The organism is Dyella solisilvae (assembly GCF_003351225.1).
GTDB lineage: Bacteria > Pseudomonadota > Gammaproteobacteria > Xanthomonadales > Rhodanobacteraceae > Dyella > Dyella solisilvae.
Map to the genome: position 1 here is coordinate 944,496 of NZ_QQSY01000002.1, position 18,508 is coordinate 963,003.

The following is an 18,508-nucleotide window of genomic DNA, read 5'->3' on the forward strand; positions in this document are numbered from 1 at the left end:
CGTTAAACAAAAGCAGTCCGCCACCTTAGCGGGGTGGGTTGAACTGCCTGTGAACAGGTCGGCCTTTTTTGAGCGCAAATGGCGTCAGGTGGCCGATTCAGCGGTCGTCGGGGAGCGCCGCCAAGGCCCCATCATACAAACTTAACTCGATGCCCATACCCGTGAGGCAACTCACCGCGGCCACGGCCGCCAACACCGGCCCGACATCGCGCACGCTGGCCAGCAACAAGGCCGCGCAAGGCAGGGCGTAAACCAGCAGCGCCGCGACGAAGCGGCGCGGCTGCAGTTCCAGCAGCGGACGCGGCCCGGGCAGGCGCAGCAGCACCGATTGCCAGCGCAGGTTCTCGATGAGGCCACGCAACAGGGTCACGGCCAGCAACGTGATGATCCAGTTCAACTGTTGGCCAGCGCTGACTGCATTGTCCTGGCCGGCCGCGCACATCCACAGCCAGAGGCCACCACCGAAGGCCGCCGAGACGACACGGCTCAACGGCAACTGTGTGGCCAGGCGTGTGTCGAGCGAAGGCACGCGCCGGATAGCATCGCCATGCGCGGTAAGGATCAGGCTGGCGAGGCTGCACAAGGCGAGGGCCGCGCCGGCCAGGCGCGTGACCCAGAAACTGTTGTCGCCACGCGCAAGTCCCGCCACCGCCAGCACGGGCAGGCAGGTGCTCAGCGCAACCAAGGCATCGCGGGTGGGTCGTGCGCTCTTGCCAATGCGCCAGCCGTGCCATGTCGGCATCCATGCCGCGTGCGCGCAGGCCGCCAGCAGTCCCGGCCCGACCAGCACGGCGCCCAGCGCCAGCGGCACCAGCGCATTGCCGCGACCGGACGGGTAAATGCCCACCGCCAATGCGAGGCCGAGCAGCAGCCACAGGCCAAAGCCGTGCGAAGACGCGACGTACAACATCGTGGCGCCCACGGGGCGCGGAGGTAGACGCGAAGGACCGCCCTGGCCTTCGGCCAAAGCATGCTCGGGAGTCGAATAGCGGCGCTTCATGAGTTTTCTGTCTTCGATGCGTGAAGGACGGATCACCAGTGCATGATCATCGCGTGATGGAACCCACTTCCGCCGTAGGTTGTACTTGCGGCAGTCGCCAACGGTGCGCATGCTACGCGGAGGCTGCCGTCGAAAGTCATTTCATGGATCGTTACGAGCGCATTCTCACCCTGCACCGACTGCTCAAGTCGGCGCATTATCCCGTGCCCCTGCCACGCCTGATGGACGAGCTGGAGTGTTCGCGCGCGACGCTGTATCGCGACGTGGCGTTCCTGCGCGATGCACTTGGCGCCCCGATCGAAAGTGCGGGCGGCGATCACGCTGCCTTCCGCTATGCGGCCGGCGAGGGCGAACGCTTCGAACTGCCGGGGCTGTGGCTCACCTCCGACGAACTCGCGGCGCTGCTGGCGCTCAACGAGTTGATCGGGCGCAGTGGTCCTGGCGTGCTTGCCGGCGCACTCGCGCCGTTCAAGGCGCGCATCGAGCACTTGTTGTCCGACCAGGGCAGTGGCAAGGCGTTGCCGATCGAACGCATACGCGTGATCGCCTGGGGCGAGCGCAAGCTCGACCAGCAGGTGTTCCGCGTGGTCGCCGGCGCCGTGCTCGAGCGCAAGCAGCTTCGCTTCCGCTACCGCGCACGCACCACCAACAGCGACAGCCTGCGCCGCGTGTCGCCGCAGCGACTGACGCACTATCGCGACAACTGGTACCTGGACGTGTGGGACCACGACCGCGAAGCGCTGCGCAGCTTCGCGGCGGATCGCATCGCCGAGCCGCAGGCGCTCGACGAAGCCGCGCGCGACGTGCCCGAACAGGAACTCAACGCCGCACTGGCGTCGAGCTACGGCATCTTTGCAGGCGCGCCGAAGGCGTGGGCGACGATCCGCTTCTCGCAACACGCGGCGCGCTGGGTTGCCGACGAGCACTGGCATTCGCAGCAGAAGGGCGAGTGGCTGACCGACGGACGCTACGAGTTGCAGGTGCCGTACTCCAATTCCAAGGAGCTGCTGATGGACGTGCTCAAGTTCGGTCCGGACGCAGAAGTCGTCGCGCCGCTGTCGCTGCGCGAGGAATTGAAGATCCAGCTGCAGCTGGCGCTCGGCGGCTATCAGCAACCGGTGAAGTAGCGACGTTCGCGCAACGCCGCTCGCCGCATCGTTGACGCATGCCGCATCCCGGCGAGCGACGCCGGGTCGATCATGCTTCGCGCCGCCCTCAGCGCTTGCCACGACGCCGTAGCCGGGCGAGGCTAAGGGCCCGACCCTTTGCAGCGCTGCGCGTTCCATGAGCCGTAACGACATCACCCAGACCTCCCTGCCGGCAACGAAAAGCGAAGCCATCCGCAAACCGACCGTGGCGCTCGCACTTGGTTCCGGTGGCGCGAAGGGGCTGGCGCATATCGGCGCGATCGAGGAGATCGAGGCGCAGGGCTACGAGATCGTCGCCATCGCCGGCACCTCGATGGGCGCGCTGATCGGCGGCGTCTACGCCATGGGCAAACTGGACGTGTATCGCGACTGGGTCTGCTCGCTGGCGCGGATCGACGTGCTCAAGCTAGTCGACTGGACGCTGTCCGGCGGCGGCCTGATCAAGGGCGAGCGCATCATCGACACGCTGCGCCAGTTGATTGGCGACGCGCAGATCGAAGAGTTGCCGCTGGCCTTCACCGCCGTGGCCACCGACCTCGACCGCGAGCGCGAGGTGTGGCTCGCCCGCGGCTCGCTGTTCGACGCGATCCGCGCCTCCATCGCCATCCCCACGGTGTTCCGCCCGCACGTGATGGCCGACCGGCGGCTGGTCGACGGCGGCCTGCTCAATCCGGTGCCGGTGACGCCGCTGATCCGCGAGCCCGCCGACTACCTGTTCGCGGTGAGCGTGGACGGTCCACCCGACAACACCACGCCCGAGGAAGCGCCGGCCGAGCCGTCGGCGACTTCGGAGGGCTACGCCGCGCGCATCAGTGATTTCGTGGCCAAGCTGATGCCGCTGGCCACCGACAAGCCGCGCGAACCTGGCATGCTGGAGCTGCTCACGCAGGCCATGGACCTCATGCAGGCGAACCTGTCACGACTGCGTCTGGCGGCTTACGAGCCGGATCTGCTGATCCGCCTGCCGCGCAATGTGGCCAGCGTCTATGAGTTCTATCGCGCCCGGGAATTGATCGAGCAGGGACGCATGCAGGCTCGCCGCACGCTTGAAGCCTGGCAGCCGGGCCGCCGCGTCAATGGGGACCGTGCACCTTGAGCCACGCGTCCAGGTAGCACTTCAGCGCCACCGCGTTGTTGTGATCCTCGTCGCGGGCGCCGTAGAGCAGGGTGACGCGCCGGTGCGCGGCCTTGCTGGCCAGCGGCTGCCAGTACTCGGCGACGTCATCGAGCTCGGATGCATAGCGATGGCGGAAGCCCTCCCAGCGCGCCGGGTCGTGGCCGAACCACTTGCGCAGCGACGACGAGGGCGCCAGCTCCTTCGGCCATTCGTTGAGCGCCGCGTCCTCCTTCGTCAGGCCGCGCGGCCACAGGCGATCGACCAGCACGCGATAGCCATCGCTCTTGGCGACGGGTTCGTAGACACGCTTGACGGCGATGCTCATGGGCGGGCGGTCTCCCAAAGCGAGGATCATCAGCATACGCCGATGAAAAACGCGTCGACACGAGCCGCCATCCCCTTACCGGCACATCGTCGTCGACGACGCGCATCGGTCGCGCACAGCGTGCGCTTCTACAGGAATCGGGGAGAGATCAGATCTCCTCGACCTGGGTCACCTTGCCACGACGCATCAGCCAGGCCACGCCGCGCAGATCCGCGATGCCGACCCACAGGCGGTCGAGCATGCCGTACTTGGAGGTGCCCGCCGTGCGCGGGCGATGGCCCACCGGCACGCTGGTGCTCTGGAAACCCGCGCGCTTGACCAGCGCCGGCAGATAGCGGTGCATGTGGTCGAAGTAGGGCAGGCGCAGGAACACCTCGCGATCGAACAGCTTCAGGCCACAGCCGGTATCGGGCGTGGAGTCCTGAAGCATGCGCGAGCGCACCGCATTGGCGATCTTGGAGGAGATGCGCTTGTTGAAGCTGTCGCGGCGCGTGGTACGCCAGCCGGCGAACAGGCGCACGCCCGGCTGCGCGCTGTCGCGCGAGGCGAGCAGCTTGGGAATGTCGGCCGGATCGTTCTGGCCATCGCCATCGAGCGTGGCGATCCACGGCGAGCGCGCAGCGCGCACACCATTCCACACCGCCGTGCTCTGCCCGCTGCGGGTCAGGTGACGCACGATGCGCAGCTCCGGATAACTCGGCTTCTCTGCAGCAAGCACCGCCACGCTGTCGTCGCTGGAGTCGTCGTCCACGTAGACGATCTCGAAATCGATCCGGCCACGCAGGGCGGCGGCGATCTCCGCCAGCAGCGGCGGAATGTTGTCGCGCTCGTTGAACACCGGCACGACGACGGACAGTTGTGGCATGGAGGAGGGCCTTATCTGAAGCAGGGGGCGCTTTCGCGCCAGGGCGCCATTCTAGTGGGTGGAGGGCTTGGCGTCAGGGGTGGGGTTTGTCGCGCCGGGCGTGCGCAGTGGGCGTGCACCCGGTGCGTGACGGCCCTTTGCCTCGGTCTTTCAACTCGTCATCCCAGCGAAGGCTGGGATCCAGTGACTTTGGCTTTTGGCTCCGTGATCGGCGTTCCCGCCAGCTTGCCGCCTGCGCGGCGGGCGTTTCGACCGCCTGCCGGCGCTCGAGTCACTTTTCTTTTGCTGGCCCAAAAGAAAAGTAACCCAAAGAAAATGGCCTGACAGGCTCGTAGCGATATGCGAGATACAAGCCCGGGCGACTGTGGCGAGCGGGATCGGTGACGTGTTACCTCACAGATAGCGGCTACCCCGCAACGCGCCGTAGCGAAGAGGGGGCGCAGCACTACATGGCATACAAGCCCTGGTGACTGCGGCCAGCCGAATTCGTCGCGTGCTACCTCACGGACCGCGGCTATCCCGCGGGGCGGCGTCGTACTGAGGACTTAAAGCGGAGTGTCTGACACGCCACGCTGCACCGCACTTTGCTCCCTCTCCCCTTGAGGGAGAGGGCTGGGGAGAGGGGTCGGCCTAGCCCCGGTCACCACTTCCAAGCCTCGACAGGCCTTCACCCACTAGCCCCTCAGCGAATCTTCCCCAGAATCCCATCCAGCTCATCATTGCTGTGATAGTGGATTACCAGCTTGCCCTTGCCGCCGCGGCCGTGGGCCACTTCGACGCGGGTGGCAAAACGCTCGGCAAGCTCACGCTCCAGCGCATCGACGTTGGGATCGCGGGCGGGTGCGCTCTTGGCCTTGCCCTTGGGCGCGGTCTGCGCGCGGCGGGCGGCCTCTTCCAGCTCGCGCACGCTCCAGCCGCGGCGAGAGGCCTCCAGCGCCAGGCCTTCGGCCATGCTTTCCGGCAGCGTGATCAGGCAGCGGGCGTGGCCCATTTCCAGCTTGCTCTCGTCGAGCAGGCGCTTGATCGACACTGGCAGCTCGGTGAGGCGCAGCAGGTTGGACACGGCGGCGCGTGAGCGACCGACCGCATCGGCGGCCTGCTGATGGGTGAGGTCGAAGTCATCGATCAGGCGCTTGAGCGCGTCGGCTTCTTCCAGCGGGGTGAGGTCCTGGCGCTGGATGTTCTCGATCAGCGCCATGGCCGGCACGGCCACTTCCGGCACGTCCTTCACCAGCACCGGCAGTTCGGACATCTGCGCGCGCTGCGCTGCGCGCCAGCGGCGCTCGCCAGCGATCAGCTCGAACATGTTGTTGCCGATGGCGCGAACCACCACCGGCTGGATCAGTCCCTGCGCGCGGATGGAGGCGGCCAGTTCGTCCAGCGCCTCGTCGTTCCAGTGGCGGCGCGGCTGGTACTTGCCCGGCTGGATCTGCTGGATCGGCAGCGTGCGCAGCTCGCCTTCCTGTTCCAGCACCGAGGGCTTGCCGGGTTCGTCGGCGGCGCCCAGCAGAACATCGAGCCCGCGTCCCAGGCCCCGTTTTTTCGCTGCGGACATGCTTACTCCTGATGAAGGTCGACGATGTCCTCAAGGGTCTCGTCGGCTAGCTCGGTGTGGGCGGTGTCGTCATGGCCCGCTGTAGGTGCGGCCTGTTGCCCGCGTTCGCGGCGGATCATCTCGCCGGCCAGGCCGATATAGGCGATGGCGCCACGCGAGCTGCGGTCGTACAGGTGGATCGGCTGCCCATGGCTGGGCGCCTCCGCCAGGCGCACGTTGCGCGGGATGATCGAGCGCAGCACCTTGTCACCGAAGTGCGTGGTGAGCTGGGCCGAGACTTCGTTGCCCAGGTTGTTGCGCACGTCGTACATGGTGCGCAGCAGGCCCTCGATCTCCAGCGTCGGATTGAGCCGCTGGCGCACCGCCTTCACCGTGTCGAGCAGGCTGGAGAGACCCTCGAGCGCGAAGTACTCGCATTGCACCGGGATCAGTAGGCCATGAGCCGCGGTCAACGCATTGAGCGTGAGCAGGTGCAGTGACGGCGGGCAGTCGATCAGGATGGTGTCGTAGCGGTCGGCGATCTTGGCCAGCTGCTCCTTGAGCCGGCTCTCGCGCGCGATCGCATCCATCAGCTTCAGCTCGGCGGCGGTGAGGTCACCGTTGCCCGGCAGCAGGTCGTAGTTGGCCTCGGTACGGACGATGGCCTGCTCGATCGGCGCCTCGTCCAGCAGCACCTCGCAGCCGTTGGGCTTGGCTTCGTGCTTGTCCACGCCCGACGCCATGGTCGCGTTGCCCTGCGGGTCGAAATCGACCAGCAGCACCTTGCGCTTGGCGGCCGCCAGCGCGGCAGCGAGATTGACGGCGGTAGTGGTCTTGCCGACGCCGCCCTTCTGGTTGGCGACAGCGATGATGCGAGCCATGGTGTCGTCGATACCGTGAACGTTGGAAAAGGGGGCTAGATTAGCAGCCCGCTTGGTCGCCTGCCCGCCCGATCACCACGAGGTGGCGCTCGCCGCCGACCTCGGGCACGGTCAGCGTATGGATCGCGCGCACCTCGAAGCCGGCCGGCACCCCGGGCAATTCCTCCTCCGGGTGTTTTCCCTTCATGGCCAGCCAGATGCCGCTGTTGGTCAAAAGATGACCACCCCAGTCCAACATGTCCTGCAGGCTCGCGAAGGCTCGGGCGGTGATGCAGTCGAACTGGCCTTCCACCTCTTCCACACGCGACTGCACGGCGCGCACATTCTCAAGCTTGAGTGAGCGGATGGCCTCGCGCAGAAAGCGGACCTTCTTGCCGTTCGAATCCACCAGCAACACCTGCCGCTGCGGCGCGGCGATGGCCAGCGGGATGCCGGGCAGGCCGGGGCCGGTGCCCAGGTCCGCCAGCGTTTCTCCCTGCACGAAAGGCAGGATGGCCAGCGAATCGACCAGGTGGCGGCTGACCATCTCGGCCGGGTCCCGGATGGCGGTGAGGTTGTAGGTGGCGTTCCAGCGCGCCAGCAGGGCCTGGTAATCGAGCAGGCGCTCCACCGCGCCATCCGGCAACTGCAGGCCCAGCGCGGCGATGCCGTGTTCCAGCCGGGTTTGCAGGTCGTGACGGGAGCTCATGGGCGATGCCTTGGGAAAGCGAGGGGCGCAAGTATCCGGGCCTGCCGCCCACGATGCCAGCACACAGGCAAAGAAAAACCCGCCGTAGCGGGTTTCAAGGGACTCCCCTGTGGCGGGCGCTCTTGGGGCAACCTTCGCCATGGCCTGACCGGCAGCACACCGGATCAGGCGAATTCCAGCTCCACACGCGTGACCATCATGCCGCGCTCGCGCAGCGCGCCGTTCATGCTCTGCTTGAGGCGCGAACCCAGGTCGCGGCGATCCACCTCATAGGCCTCCGGCTCCTGCCGCAGCGCCGCCAGCGCGCCGCCGCGGATCAACTGGTCGGCCTGCTCGATCACCGCATCGGCCCGCTCCGGCTCCAGCACCTGCCAGTACACCGTGCCGCGCACGTCATGCTGGTTCGGCAGCGGCTCCTGGAAACGCAGCACCTGACCGCTCAGGTTGATGCGATGGGCCACGTGGTCGATCAGCGGCAGGGTCATATGAAAGCCCGGCTGCAGCAGGCGATACGGCCGGCCACGTCGGTAAAGGCTATGCACCTGGTCGGCCGGCACACGCTTGATCGCGGTGGCGAACATCGCGATCAAGGCCAGGACAACGAGAATAATCAGGGCATTCATGGCAATAAATACAACTAGTTATATGCGATCTCTTCGCAAAAGACTGTAGGTTGATATTACAGCCGATTGCGCCCCTTTGGATTAATCTAGATTTAACGCCCGGATAAGGCCTTTTTACAAGCCAACCGAAGGGCTAGACCATTGATTTTGTGAACCCTTCGGCAGGCACGGTGGGGCATGCATTGACCGGGCCAGATGGGGGTCAGAGGCGGGGGCGGTTGGTTGGCCGGGGGTTGGAAGGGGGCCGTGAATGGGCCGGAGTTGGAACTGTCGGGCCGCGCCCGAAGAACTGGGTTTGCTCGGGGCAGCATCGCTGCTGGCGGGCAGGTCACTAGGGGAACTGACGCGAGATTGACCCCTCACCCCAACCCCCTCCCCGGCGGGGAGAGGGAGCAAAGAGCGGTGCAGCGCGGCGTGTCAGACACCCCGCTTTAAGTCCTCTGTACGACGACGCCCCGCGGGATAGCCTCTGTCCGTGAGGTAGCACGCGACGAATTCTGCTTGCCGCAGTCATCCGGGCTTGTATGCCAGGCAGCGCTGCGCCCCCTCTGCGCCATGGCGCGTTGCGAGGTAGCCGCAGTCCTTGAGGTAGCACGAAGCCGATCCGGCTGGCACCAGTTCACCAGGCTTGTATCCCGCATATCGCTGCGAGCCTGTCAGGCCATTTTCTTTGGGTTACTTTTCTTTTGGGCCAGCAAAAGAAAAGTGACTCGAGCGTCGGCAGACGATCGAAACGCCCGCCGCGTAGGCGGCACGCTGGCGGGAACGCCGATCACGGAGCCAAAAGCCAAAGTCACTGGATGACTCGCTGCGCTCGCCCCTTCGGGGCCGCCCTGCGGGCGTTCTGCGCGCTTCGCGCTCCGTCCAGCTTTCGCTGGGATGACAAGTAGGAAGATCTGAGGCTCGAATTTGGCGCCCGGTACGAAGCTAGCGGGGCAGCCACAACCAACCACCCCGCACTAACTCAAAACTTGCCCGCCCGGAAATCCGCAATCGCCTCATGAATCTGCTCAGGCGTATTCATCACAAACGGTCCATAACGAGCGACGCTCTCATTGAGCGGATGACCCGCCACCAGCAACACCCGAGCAGCGCCATCGAGTCCGGCGATGCGCAATTCACCGCTGCGTGAGAGCACACCAAGCTCGCTGCGCGCGAGCGGTTCGCCCGCCACCTGCGCTTGCGTGCCGTCGAAGACGTAGGCGAAGCCCGCATGACCTTCCGGTAGCGGAATGGTGATCGTGGCGCCCGGCTGCACGGCGATGTCCAGATAGATCGGCTGGGTGACGATCTCCGCCACCGGGCCGGTCACGCCGCCGAACTCGCCGGCGATCACTTTTACCTCGACGCCTTCCGCAGGACGAACCACCGGGATGCGATCCGGACCAATGTCCTGGTAGCGCGGCGCGATCATCTTGTCCTTCGACGGCAGGTTCACCCACAACTGGAAGCCCCACATCAGGCCGTCTTCCTGCTCGGGCATTTCCGAATGCAGGATGCCGCGGCCTGCGGTCATCCACTGCACGCTGCCCGGCACGAGGTCGCCGCTGTTGCCGTGGTTGTCGTGGTGCTTCATGTGGCCCGCGAGCATGTACGTCACCGTCTCGAAGCCGCGATGCGGATGTTCGGGAAAACCGGCGATGTAATCGCCCGCCTGGTCGGAGCGGAATTCGTCCAGCAGCAGGAACGGATCGAGCATGTCCAGGCCCGGCTGGCCGATCACGCGCTTGAGCCGCACGCCGGCGCCATCGGACGTATCGATGCCGCGGATGCGGCGGAGAATGTTGCGTTCGGTCATGGCGTGCCTCCAAGGATTTGGACTGCCCACCATGATGGCGCTACGCCACGCCGGACCCAAGATACGGGCGCGGAACGGATTGTTCGCGTAATGCGAGGAGTGAGTAGACAGGAGTGGGAGGTGAAGGTAGGGCCCCCTATTTCCTCACTACTCGCTCCTCAATTCTGCTCTCAATGCACCCAGTGTCCGCTGCGCTGGCGCGGTGGCGGCGTCTGCGGGTCGCTCACGGTTTCGGTCTTTACGGCGGCCTCGATCTCCGCCTCAGTGGCCGGATGCGCGGACCAGTACTGGTTCACCGCGCCGAGCACGGTCGGCACCTGGGCCAGGCACTCGTCGTACTCATCATCGCTGAGCTTCTCGAATTCGGCGTCGGCGTTGAGGATGCCCTCGTCCACCGCCAGCGCCATCACCGGGCCCAGCAACTCCATCAGCTGCGGGTCGTCCGCAAGGCGCTTCTCCCACAGGCCGGCGCGCAGGTCGATGCCACGGCTGAAGCCTTCGCACCAGCCAGCGGCGGAAAGCACGGGGCCCGCGTCGGTGTCCACTTCGCCGAGGATCGGCTCATAGGCATCGACATCGAGCTCGGCGTTGATCGAATCGTTGAGCTTGGCCAGCAGGGCCAGCACGCGGTTGCCTTCGGCCTCGTCGGCAAACGGCTCATGCAGCACCTCGGGCAGCCACTCTTCGGGCAACACCTGGATCGGGCCCACCGCCAGCGCGGAGAGCAGGCCATGCACGCCGTCGAGCAACAGGTCGCCATCGCCGACATGGGCACGCAGGTATTGGTCCAGTTCCTCGAGTTCGCGGTCGTCCAGCGAACTGGGCCAGTCGGTCTTGGGTGTATTCATCCAGCTGCCTGTTTTGCCTTAGATATCCAGATCCACCGTCACCGGAGTGTGATCGGAGGGTCGTTCCCATGTGCGTGGCGTGCGGTCGATGCCTGCTGCAGTGGCCTTGGGCTTCAACGCGTCGCCGAGCAGGATGAGGTCGATGCGCAAGCCCATGTTGCGCCGGAACGCCCCCTGACGATAGTCCCACCAGCTGAAGTGTTCGCCGCCGTTTTCGAACAGGCGGAAGCTGTCGTGCAAGCCCAGATCGGTGATGCGCTTGAGAGCTTCGCGCTCGGGCGGCGAACACAGGATGTCCTCGCCCCAGGTGGCAGGGTCATACACATCGCGATCGTCTGGCGCGATGTTGAAATCGCCCAGCACCACCAGGTTCGGGTGGCGCTCGATTTCGCCAGCGAGGAACTCACGCATCTTGGCCAGCCAGTCGAGCTTGTAGGCGTACTTTTCGTCGCCCACCGCCTTGCCGTTGACGACGTACAAGTCCACCACGCGCACACCGCCCACGGTGGCGGCGAGGATGCGCCGCTGCGGATCGTCCAGCCCCGGCACATCGGTGACAACATCGGCGAAGCCGTCGTGCACGTCGGCGCGCGCCAGCATCGCGACGCCGTTGTAGGTCTTCTGGCCGGAGAACACCGCGCGGTAGCCGGCGGCGGCCAGCTCATCCACCGGGAACTTCGCGTCCTCCAGCTTGGTTTCCTGCAACGCGACCACGTCGGGTTTCGCGGCGGCCAGCCACTCGGTGAGGTGCGGCAGGCGCACCTTCAGCGAGTTCACATTCCATGAGGCGATTTTCATGTGCGCATTGTAAGCCATGACCGCACCGCCGCCCCGTGGGGCGGCGGGCGGCAGGACTCAGGCCAGGCCGTGGCTGCGCAGCAGGGCTTCGGGCTCGGGCGAACGACCGCGGAAGGCGATGAAGCTTTCAAGTGCCGGACGGCTCGCGCCCACCGCAAGGATCTCGCGACGGAAGCGGTCACCGGTGGGGCGATCGATCACGCCGTGCTCCTCGAACTCGCCGAACGCATCGGCGCTCAGCAGCTCGGCCCACAGGTAGCTGTAGTAACCGGCCGCGTAACCACCGGCAAAGATGTGCGAGAACGCGTGCGGGAAGCGCTGCCATGCCGGCGGATGCAGCACCGCGACGTCGTGGCGCACTTCCTCCAGTACTTCCATGGTGCGCGCGCCACGCTCAGGCTCGTATTCCAGGTGCAGCAGGAAATCGAACATGGCGAATTCCAGCTGGCGCACGAGGAACAGGCCGGCATGGAAATGCCGCGCCGCCAGCATGCGCTGGAAGAGTTCATCCGGCAGGCGCTCGCCGGTCTCATAGTGGCGAGCGAACAGGTCCAGCGCCTCGCGGTTCCAGCCGAAGTTCTCCATGAACTGGCTGGGCAGCTCCACGGCATCCCATTCCACGCCATCGATGCCGCCGATGGACGGCAGCGCGATCTCGGTCAGCAGGTGATGCAGGCCATGCCCGAACTCGTGGAACAGGGTGAGCACGTCGTCATGCGTGAGCAGCGCGGGGCGGCCTTCGGTCGGCGGCGCGAAGTTGCAGGTGAGGAAGGCCACCGGCAATTGTTCGTTGTCCCCATCGCGGAAACGGGCGCGGCACACATCCATCCACGCGCCACCGCGCTTGCCGGTGCGCGCGTAAAGATCGACATAGGCGCCGGCGAACACGCGGCCATCGGCATCGCGCACGTCGTAATAGCGCACGTCCGGATGCCACACGTCGACGCCTTCGCGCTCGCTGAGCGAGATGCCGTACAGGCGCTGGGTGAGGCCGAACAAACCCTCGATCACCGCAGGCAGCGGGAAGTACGGCTTGAGCTGCTCTTCGTCGAGGTCGTACTGCTGCTGGCGCAGCTTCTCCGAGGCGTAGCCCACGTCCCACGATTCAAGGTTGTCGAGCTTGAGCTCATTGGTGGCGAACTCACGCAGACGCGCCAGCTCCTCGCGGGCCACCGGCCTGGCGCGCGAGGCCAGGTCACGCAGGAACTCAAGCACCTGCGCCGGCGAGCCGGCCATCTTGGTGGCCAGCGATTCCTCCGCCGCGTTGGCGAAGCCGAGCAGTTGGGCCGCCTCGTAGCGCAGCGCCATGATGCGTTCGATGCGCTCGCTGTTGTCGAACTTGCCAGCCTGCGGACCCTGGTCGGAGGCGCGCGTCTGGTAGGCCCAGTACACGCGTTCGCGCAGGCCACGGTTGTCTGCGTAGGTGAGCACGGCCTGCACGCTGGGCTGCTTGAGCGTCACCAGGTAGCCGTCGAGGTTCTGTTCCTTGGCGTACTGGCGAAGCACCGCACGGCTGGATTCGGGCACGCCGGCGAGATCGCGCTCATCGGTGATGTGTTCGTGCCAAGCGTCGGTGGCGTCGAGCACGGCGTTGGAAAATTCGGTCGACAGGCGGCTCAGCTCCACGCCGATCTCGCGATAGCGGGAACGCGCCGGCTCCTCCAGCGCGACGCCCGACAGGCGGAAGTCGCGTAGCGCATGCTCCACCAGCGCGCGCTCGGGGCGCGGCAGGCCGGCGAAGTCAGGCGCATCCGCCAGGGCCTGCACGGCCTGGTACAGCGCGCGGTTCTGGCCCACCTCGATGGCGTGGTCGGTGAGCTTTTCTTCCGACGGTCCGTAGACCTGCCGCAGCGCTTCGCTGTCGGCCACCGAGTGCAGGTGGCCGACCGGCGCCCATGCGCGCGCCAGGCGCTGCTCGAGGCGCTCCTGGGTGAGCATCACGCTGGCGAAATCGCGAGGCGCGCCAGGCGCGGTGACCGCTTCGAGGCCGGTGCGGTAGTCGGCCAGCAGGGTGTCGATGGCGGGGGTGACGTGCTCGGGCCGGATCTGTGAGAACGCCGGCAGAGCGTCTTCGGCCAGTAGCGGATTTTGGTGTTCCATGGTCTCTCCTGAACGCCCGGCTGCCGGAAGCGCGCCTGCGGGCAGCCGCCAGCGTGGCGACGGCCACAGACGAAATCAAGCCGGAAAACTTGATCGGGTTGGCGCGCTCTGACGAATTGTCATATCGCGCCCCTACCCTCGCGCCATGCCCATGCCTGATTTCTCCGCCCTGCTGCGTCGAAGCGACGTGTTCGGGCATCTGGAGGACGAGGCGCTCGCCGCGCTGGCCTCCGAACTCCAATGGTTTTCGCTACCCGGTGGCCGCACCCTGTTCCATCAGGGCGACCCGGCCGACGCCTTGTACCTGGTGGTCAGCGGCAGCCTGGGCGTGTTCGTCGGGCCCACCGAGTGGGTGCGACTGGTGGCGGCGGGTGACAGCGTGGGCGAGGTCGGCCTGATCACCGGCGAGGGTCGCCAGTACACGGCACGGGCGCTGCGCGACAGCGAACTGCTGCGGCTGGGCCGCACGGCGTTCGAGGCCGTGACGCGCCAGCACCCGCAAGCCATGCTTGGCGTGGCGAAAGTGGCCATTGCACGCATGCAGCAGCGCCTTGAGGGCGAGCAAGGACCTGATGCGCCACGCACCTTCGCCTTGCTTCCGGCGGCGCCCGAGGTGCCGGCGCGTTCGCTGGCCATGCAGCTGGCGATGGAGCTGGAGCACTGGGGCAATTGCATCGTGATCGACGCCGAGCACGGCGCCGGCCGCGGCAGCGACTGGTTCGCCGAACGCGAGGCGCAGGCGCGCTTCGTGATCTACCTGGACAGCACCGGCGATCCGTTGTGGCGGCAGCGCTGCGTGCGCCAGGCCGACGTGCTGCTGCTGCCCGCGATGGCCGCGCAGCCGGCGAGGCCGTGGCCGGAGGCCACGCCGATGCACCCTTCGCGCGCCGGCCATCGTCAGCGCCACCTGATCCTGCTGCACGCTGGACGCCAGCCCGAGCTGGGCGCCGCGCAGCGCTGGCGGGCCGAGTTCAGTGGCGAGCTGCACCATCACCACGTGGGCGGCCGCGCCGACATTGCACGTCTGGCGCGCCTGGTCAGCGGCAATGCGAGAGGGCTGGTGCTTGCGGGCGGCGGCGCCCGTGGCGTGGCGCACCTCGGCGCGTTGCGCGCGCTCAACGAGGCCGGCCACCAGTTCGATGCGGTGGGCGGCACCAGCATCGGCGCGATCATCGGCGCGGGCGTGGCGGCGGGCTGGGAGCTCGAAGCGATGGTGGAGTCGTTCCACCGCGATTTTGTCGAGGGCCGCCCCTTGTCCGATTGGACGCTGCCGATGGTGGCGCTCACCCGTGGTCGCCGCGCTGCCGCCATGTTGCGCCGCTCGTTCGGCGCGCTGGAGATCGAAGATCTCTTGCTGCCGTTCTTCTGCGTCTCCACCTGCCTGTCTGGCGAGGGCATGGTGGTGCACCGGCGCGGACCGCTATGGCTGTGGCTGCGCGCCTCCAGCGCGATCCCCGGCGTACTGCCGCCGGTGCTGCACCAGGGGCGCGTATACGTGGACGGCGCGCTGGTCGACAACCTGCCGACCGACGTGATGGCGGACGATGGCATCGCGCACATCACCGCCATCGATATCCGCGCCGAGATTTCGCTGCTCACCACCGCCGAGGAGTTCGCCACCCCACCGTGGTGGCAGCTGCTGCTGCGACGGCAGGACATCCAGCGCCCCGGCCTGGTGTCCACGCTGGTGCGTGCGGCGATGGTCAACAGCGAGGGGCCCAGCGAGCATCGGCGCGAGCGCGCCGACCTGCTGCTCACGCCACCGCTCGACCACATCGGCATGCTGGACTGGAAGGATTGGCAGCGCGCGATCGAAGCCGGCTACCTGCATACGCGGAAGCTGCTGGAAGAGGGTGCTTTGCCCTAAGAACGCACGCTGTACGCGACTGCGGCGCTGTCACTTGCGGTGGGTGTGAGAGGACGGCTTCGACGCGGCGCCTGCCTATTGCGCGCAGCGTGCGCTCCTACAGGGGTTCGCGCGAGCGGGTACCATAGGGCGATGGATCCTCTACGCAAATACAAGGGCATCTGGCCCACTCTGCACCAGCGGGTATACGTCGACCCGATGGCAAGCGTGATCGGCGATGTCGAACTGGCCGATGACGTGTCGATCTGGCCGGGCGCCGTGCTGCGCGGCGACGTCAACTTCATCCGCATCGGCGCCCGCACCAACGTGCAGGACGGCGCCATCGTGCATGTCACACACGATGGTCCCTATACGCCGGGCGGAAAGCCCACGCTCGTCGGTGAAGGCGTCACCGTGGGCCATGCCGCGGTGCTGCATGCCTGCACCATCGAGGACTACTGCCTGATCGGCATGCACGCGGTGGTGCTCGATGGCGCGGTGGTGAAGAAGCACGGCTTCGTCGGCGCGGGCAGCGTGATCCCGCCGGGCAAGATCGTGGGCGAGGCCGAGCTGTGGGTGGGCAATCCGGCCCAGCGCGTGCGCGTGCTCACCGACAAACAAATCGAGCAACTGCACTACTCGGCCGACCACTACGTGCGCCTCAAGGACGAGTACCTCGCCGCCCAATGAAGCCGCGCCGCGTGCTGTTCCTGTGCAGTCGTCATCGACTGCGTAGCCCAACGGCCACCGCCGTCTTTGCGGCCTGGCCGGAACTGGAGGTCGATTCGGCAGGCCTGGCGGACGATGCGGAGACGGTGCTCTCGCCAGAGCAGCTGGACTGGGCCGAGCTGATCGTGGTGATGGAAGCTTCGCAACGACGCAGGCTGCAGGTGCGCCATGGGGCGCGGCTGCGCGGCAAGCGCGTCGTATGCCTGGATATTCCGGATCGCTACGCCTTCATGCAGCCCGAACTCGTCGAGCTGCTGCTGCGCAAGGCCGGTCCGCTGTTGCGCTAGCGCGTCAGAGCATCGAGCCGCCATTCGCGGCCGATTGCTGGGCCTGGATGATCGCGGCGCGCGCCTCATCCTGGTGGATCTGGATCTGGCGCTGGGCGTCGAGCTTGCCGCCGAGCAGCGAGAGGATGTAGTTGGTGCTGTCGAATTCGCGCAGCAATGCAAGCTCGCGCTGCGCCTCGTCCAGACTGTTGTCGTTGATCGACCGCTCCACGTCCGCCGAGGCGGAGGGGAAGGAATCGTGCAACTGTTCCAGTGCGACCTTGTTCTGCGGATCGAGCTGCAGCACGCTGAGGTAGAACTCGTAGGCATTGCTGCCGGCCGGCGCCACCAGTCGCTTCTCGGTCACGGCCGTCTTGGCCAGGTCGAGCAGGATGGAGACGCCGCTGTCGTCCTTGCTCCCCGCGTCCTGGGCGGTCGTTGCCGCCGCATTGCCCGCGTTGCGGCCGTGCAGCCACCAATAGGCTCCACCGGCGAGCGCGGCCAGCACGACCAGGGAAACGGCGATGAGCGCGCGCTGGCGTGGCGCAGGGGTAGCAGAACGAGACATGGCACCGCTTGAGTCGGGGGAACCGCGCACTGGAACACCTGCCTCTCAGACTTCCCGGCGGAACTGTCACATTAACGTTACATCGTGTCAGTCATGTGACTGACGCCAGGCAGTCGGGGCGTATGGACGTCCATTTGGCGGCCGCCACTCAGGGAGTGGTTGCACAGGCGCCCTGGCGCCGGGGGTACGCGCCGGCGCCATCAGCCTCAGCGCCAACCGTGGCCGGCCGGACGACGGGCGCAGGCCCGATGCCCTCCTCGTTGCTCCGTGACAGCTTGCGCGCGCTGACGGCCCTGCTCAGAGCCGGAATTCGATGCGCTGGCGTAGCTGCGCCGCCACCGGCCTGCCGTCCTGGGCGCCAGGGATGAACTGCCAACGCGACACCGCGGCCAGCGCCGCGCGATCAAACACGAACTTCGGGTCGGCATCGGCGACGCTGGCGCCGGCCACTTTTCCATCCGGCTGCACAGTGAAGATCACATCCACCCAGCCCTGCCGGCGCGTTCGGCGCGCCTCGACCGGGTAGGCAGGCTCGACCCGATGCGTCAGCACGGGCAACGTCGTGCCGTTGGCGTCGACGATGGCCGCCGGCTTCGGACGCACGGCGGCGCGCGGCGCCGCTTCCACCGACGTCGATTCGACCTGCAGTTGGGCAATGGCCTGCTCGCCCGGCGTCAATGCCGGCGTGGCCCGAACGGCCGCGGGTGAAGGCGGCGCGGGGGCGACGGCCGCCGGCGCCGCAGGAGCGGGCGGCGGCGCCAGTGCAGGCGCGCGAGCCGTCGCGACAGTCTCCCGCTTGCCGGCCTGCTGGGCCTCTTGCTGCCGGGCCGCCGCATCGCGCGTCGCCTGCAGCTTGGACTGCAGCAAGGTCAGCGTGTAATTGCGTGCATCGACTCGTGCAAGCAGCTCGATCTCGCGCTGCGCCTCGGCGTCGTCACCGCTGTCGATGGTCTGCTCGGCGGCGTGGGCGGCGAACGGAAAGATCTCGCGCAGCGCGTCCTGTGCAGCACGGTTGCCCGGATCACGCTTGAGCACGGCCAGATATAGCTCGAAGGCATTGTTGCCCGCCGGCACCAGCAGGCGCTGATCGGCCATGGCCTGGTGAGCGTGTTGCAGCAGCTCGTCGACACCGGCATCCGCGCGGATCACCGGGCCGGCGGCCGCGACCACCGTCGGCGCCGCATCGTCGAGTGCGGCGCGCGACTTGAGCAGCCAGAAGATGATCGCGCCGCCGGTCAATACCAGCGCCAGCACGATCAGGAAGGTATAGCGGGCAACACCTTGGGCACGACGCGAAGCAGCGATGGACATGAACTAGCCAGACGCGAGGGGAAAAGGGCGGGCGCACTGGCGCTCCGTCGGGGCGCGCCAGCT

At 66.9% G+C, this 18,508-nt stretch carries 18 protein-coding genes; 5 read left to right on the forward strand and 13 right to left on the reverse strand.

Annotation, left to right across the window (positions count from 1 at the left end; genetic code table 11):
* Positions 1-97: 97 nt before the first annotated feature.
* Positions 98-1,000 carry a hypothetical protein gene (locus DVT68_RS11270; RefSeq protein WP_147281718.1) on the reverse strand — a complete coding sequence of 301 codons (903 nt, stop codon included), beginning with the start codon at positions 998-1,000 and terminating at the stop codon, positions 98-100.
* A gap of 143 nt (positions 1,001-1,143) precedes the next feature.
* On the opposite strand from DVT68_RS11270, the gene DVT68_RS11275 reads away from it, so the two are divergent.
* Both DVT68_RS11275 and DVT68_RS11280 read left to right on the forward strand, forming a co-directional pair.
* The gene (locus DVT68_RS11275; RefSeq protein ID WP_114825145.1) at positions 1,144-2,127 is read left to right on the forward strand and encodes a helix-turn-helix transcriptional regulator; all 984 of its coding nucleotides are present in this window, start codon (positions 1,144-1,146) and stop codon (positions 2,125-2,127) included.
* Between the two features lie 157 nt (positions 2,128-2,284).
* On the forward strand, positions 2,285-3,244 hold the full coding sequence (locus tag DVT68_RS11280) for a patatin-like phospholipase family protein (RefSeq protein WP_114825146.1): 960 nt from the start codon (positions 2,285-2,287) through the stop codon (positions 3,242-3,244).
* On the opposite strand, the gene DVT68_RS11285 is transcribed toward DVT68_RS11280, so the two are convergent.
* The 10 genes from DVT68_RS11285 to DVT68_RS11330 all read right to left on the reverse strand — a co-directional run bounded on the left by DVT68_RS11285 (position 3,222) and on the right by DVT68_RS11330 (position 13,725).
* Positions 3,222-3,590: a DUF488 domain-containing protein gene (locus tag DVT68_RS11285; RefSeq protein ID WP_114825147.1), complete on the reverse strand. Its 369-nt coding sequence runs from the start codon at positions 3,588-3,590 to the stop codon at positions 3,222-3,224. The genes DVT68_RS11280 and DVT68_RS11285 overlap by 23 nt on opposite strands.
* A 148-nt stretch (positions 3,591-3,738) precedes the next feature.
* The gene (locus DVT68_RS11290; protein ID WP_114825148.1) at positions 3,739-4,455 is read right to left on the reverse strand and encodes a glycosyltransferase; all 717 of its coding nucleotides are present in this window, start codon (positions 4,453-4,455) and stop codon (positions 3,739-3,741) included.
* 682 nt (positions 4,456-5,137) lie between these two features.
* Positions 5,138-6,010 carry a ParB/RepB/Spo0J family partition protein gene (locus DVT68_RS11295; protein ID WP_199536026.1) on the reverse strand — a complete coding sequence of 291 codons (873 nt, stop codon included), beginning with the start codon at positions 6,008-6,010 and terminating at the stop codon, positions 5,138-5,140.
* Between the two features lie 2 nt (positions 6,011-6,012).
* Positions 6,013-6,870: a ParA family protein gene (locus tag DVT68_RS11300; RefSeq protein WP_114825149.1), complete on the reverse strand. Its 858-nt coding sequence runs from the start codon at positions 6,868-6,870 to the stop codon at positions 6,013-6,015.
* 40 nt (positions 6,871-6,910) lie between these two features.
* Positions 6,911-7,558 (reverse strand): 16S rRNA (guanine(527)-N(7))-methyltransferase RsmG, encoded by a 648-nt coding sequence (rsmG, locus tag DVT68_RS11305; protein WP_114825150.1) that lies wholly within the window; start codon positions 7,556-7,558, stop codon positions 6,911-6,913.
* A gap of 164 nt (positions 7,559-7,722) precedes the next feature.
* On the reverse strand, positions 7,723-8,181 hold the full coding sequence (locus tag DVT68_RS11310) for an SPFH domain-containing protein (RefSeq protein ID WP_114825151.1): 459 nt from the start codon (positions 8,179-8,181) through the stop codon (positions 7,723-7,725).
* Between the two features lie 964 nt (positions 8,182-9,145).
* Positions 9,146-9,979: a pirin family protein gene (locus DVT68_RS11315; RefSeq protein ID WP_114825152.1), complete on the reverse strand. Its 834-nt coding sequence runs from the start codon at positions 9,977-9,979 to the stop codon at positions 9,146-9,148.
* 170 nt (positions 9,980-10,149) lie between these two features.
* Positions 10,150-10,827: a YecA/YgfB family protein gene (locus tag DVT68_RS11320; protein WP_114825153.1), complete on the reverse strand. Its 678-nt coding sequence runs from the start codon at positions 10,825-10,827 to the stop codon at positions 10,150-10,152.
* A gap of 18 nt (positions 10,828-10,845) precedes the next feature.
* Positions 10,846-11,625 (reverse strand): exodeoxyribonuclease III, encoded by a 780-nt coding sequence (gene xth / locus DVT68_RS11325; RefSeq protein WP_114825355.1) that lies wholly within the window; start codon positions 11,623-11,625, stop codon positions 10,846-10,848.
* Positions 11,626-11,682: 57 nt separating this feature from the next.
* A complete protein-coding gene (locus DVT68_RS11330; protein ID WP_114825154.1) occupies positions 11,683-13,725 on the reverse strand; it encodes a M3 family metallopeptidase in 2,043 nt (680 codons plus the stop codon).
* A gap of 151 nt (positions 13,726-13,876) precedes the next feature.
* Between DVT68_RS11330 and DVT68_RS11335 the strand changes: the two genes are divergently transcribed.
* The 3 genes from DVT68_RS11335 to DVT68_RS11345 all read left to right on the forward strand — a co-directional run bounded on the left by DVT68_RS11335 (position 13,877) and on the right by DVT68_RS11345 (position 16,587).
* On the forward strand, positions 13,877-15,592 hold the full coding sequence (locus tag DVT68_RS11335) for a patatin-like phospholipase family protein (RefSeq protein WP_233523438.1): 1,716 nt from the start codon (positions 13,877-13,879) through the stop codon (positions 15,590-15,592).
* Positions 15,593-15,724: 132 nt separating this feature from the next.
* Positions 15,725-16,261, forward strand: coding sequence for a gamma carbonic anhydrase family protein (locus DVT68_RS11340; RefSeq protein WP_114825156.1), 537 nt, complete (start codon positions 15,725-15,727; stop codon positions 16,259-16,261).
* On the forward strand, positions 16,258-16,587 hold the full coding sequence (locus tag DVT68_RS11345; protein ID WP_114825157.1) for a low molecular weight protein tyrosine phosphatase family protein: 330 nt from the start codon (positions 16,258-16,260) through the stop codon (positions 16,585-16,587). Before DVT68_RS11340 ends, DVT68_RS11345 begins: the two co-directional genes overlap by 4 nt.
* A 4-nt stretch (positions 16,588-16,591) precedes the next feature.
* On the opposite strand, the gene DVT68_RS11350 is transcribed toward DVT68_RS11345, so the two are convergent.
* Together DVT68_RS11350 and DVT68_RS11355 are read right to left on the reverse strand one after the other, a co-directional pair.
* Positions 16,592-17,134, reverse strand: coding sequence for a hypothetical protein (locus DVT68_RS11350; RefSeq protein WP_114825158.1), 543 nt, complete (start codon positions 17,132-17,134; stop codon positions 16,592-16,594).
* 297 nt (positions 17,135-17,431) lie between these two features.
* Positions 17,432-18,445 carry an energy transducer TonB gene (locus tag DVT68_RS11355; RefSeq protein ID WP_114825159.1) on the reverse strand — a complete coding sequence of 338 codons (1,014 nt, stop codon included), beginning with the start codon at positions 18,443-18,445 and terminating at the stop codon, positions 17,432-17,434.
* Positions 18,446-18,508: the final 63 nt, after the last annotated feature.